This window comes from Haloferula luteola (assembly GCF_014201715.1).
Classification (GTDB): Bacteria; Verrucomicrobiota; Verrucomicrobiia; order Verrucomicrobiales; family Akkermansiaceae; genus Haloferula; species Haloferula luteola.
This window is the reverse complement of record NZ_JACHFD010000073.1, coordinates 1-1,559: the sequence shown is the minus strand read 5'-3', so window position 1 is coordinate 1,559 and position 1,559 is coordinate 1. Positions and strand designations below refer to the sequence as shown.

2 protein-coding genes are annotated in these 1,559 nt (G+C 50.5%); both read right to left on the bottom strand.

Annotated features, from left to right (window positions below; translation table 11 throughout):
• Positions 1-225 precede the first annotated feature (225 nt).
• Positions 226-627, bottom strand: coding sequence for a hypothetical protein (locus tag HNR46_RS20495; protein ID WP_184022571.1), 402 nt, complete (start codon positions 625-627; stop codon positions 226-228).
• Positions 628-632: 5 nt separating this feature from the next.
• On the bottom strand, positions 633-1,559 hold a 927-nt coding region (locus tag HNR46_RS20490), incomplete at its 5' end, for an RHS repeat-associated core domain-containing protein (RefSeq protein ID WP_184022569.1).

The window sequence follows — 1,559 nt, the reverse complement described above, 5'->3', positions numbered from 1 at the left end:
TCTTCATGGGTTTTCCGTGTTGGTGTTGTTTGTTCCACACGCCATCGTAACGGATGGCACTACCAACGCGGAGCCCTTTCATGCCTACTGACCCCGTTTCCTTGGCTTTCCGTCACCCTCGAAGCCGAAAACGAGCTTAATCTAGTGCCATTCAGGACTGACCCCTTTGATGAAAGGTGCGTCCATATATTCACCGTTTACGACCGACCCCTTCGACCATCTTTCCTATTTGAATTGAATCCCATAGATGGGTGAAATGGAATTAAATCCGATTTCCGAATCTAGTTTGTTAAATTCCCCTTCAACGATCAAACTTCTGGACCACTCACCAGAAGACGCAGGAAAATGCCACGTCGGCATACGCAATGCCAATCCCTCCCTGGGTTCGACCCCGGGTCCGGGGGTCAACCAGAAGATGCCGCTTTGGTCGCAATAAATCGATCCTTTAACTTGAACCGGATTCGGCAAATCACCTTGTTGAGATAAAGCCTCCAATTCCACGAAGGTCTTTTTGCCCTCAGCATCCTGAGACCGACTTCCTTCTTTCGACGAATTCGAAACCCAACCCACGACGAATCCTATCCCCGCAGCAGCAAAAAGCGATACCGATCCCCAGAGCACCTTCATCAGAATCAATAATCTCGGGTGTGGATTGAATAGTCCCCAGCTACAGCACCGAGAAACCTCTTTCCGGGGAGAGTGTTCAGCTTATCGAAGAGACTAGGCTCAAGTCCGCTACTTCGAGGATGGGAATGATAATGGCCAACCATCGTCCACCCTGCCCCAAAGACCTTTCGGCAAGTCACTTTCTGATCTATCGAAAAATTGTAAGTCGGATCTGAATATGCGTGCGAATCACCCCCAACCTTCAAAACTGCACCTATCCCTGGATGATAGTTAGCGATATTAGGCTTTATCAGTGGCTCTTTCGCCTTCACGACCGCAGGATACGGGCCGAATACAACACCCTCATGCGGGGGCGTGAATTGATATTTATCCTCGTTACTTGATGGATTAGAATTACAGCAAACAAGACCCGCATATTCCAGCTTAAAATCTATCCCCTCGTTGCCGCCTCCAAAATAGCGATATGTCCAATTATCGGAATTATAAATTTCATCAAACCGGATTGACCTCTCGGCCGCCGCATGGGCTCCAGCAAGTCCAGCCTCCTTGATCGTCGCATATTGCCCTAAAAAGTCAGCTTGATTGATCCCGTTGTTACCGACGAAGCCGTAAAGGTTTACCCCGCCCTCCTCCTCGATGGGATCCCTCGATAGCCACCTCCCCGTCACCGGGTCATAGTATCTGTAGCCGTAGTAGTAGAGACCCGTCTCCTCATCCTGATATTTCGTCGAAAATCCGATGCTTGGTAGTTTGGGGGTAGATGCTGGGGCGAGCTTCTCAACCATCACCGCGTTTCCAAAGGGATCGTAGTCCATCCGCTGCACCACCGTCCCGCTTCCATCCGTCCAAGCGAGGATGTTGCCATTCGCATCGTAGCTCGGAATGTAGTGCTCCAGGCTGCTCGTGGAGTTGTGGTAGGTGCAGGCGATCAG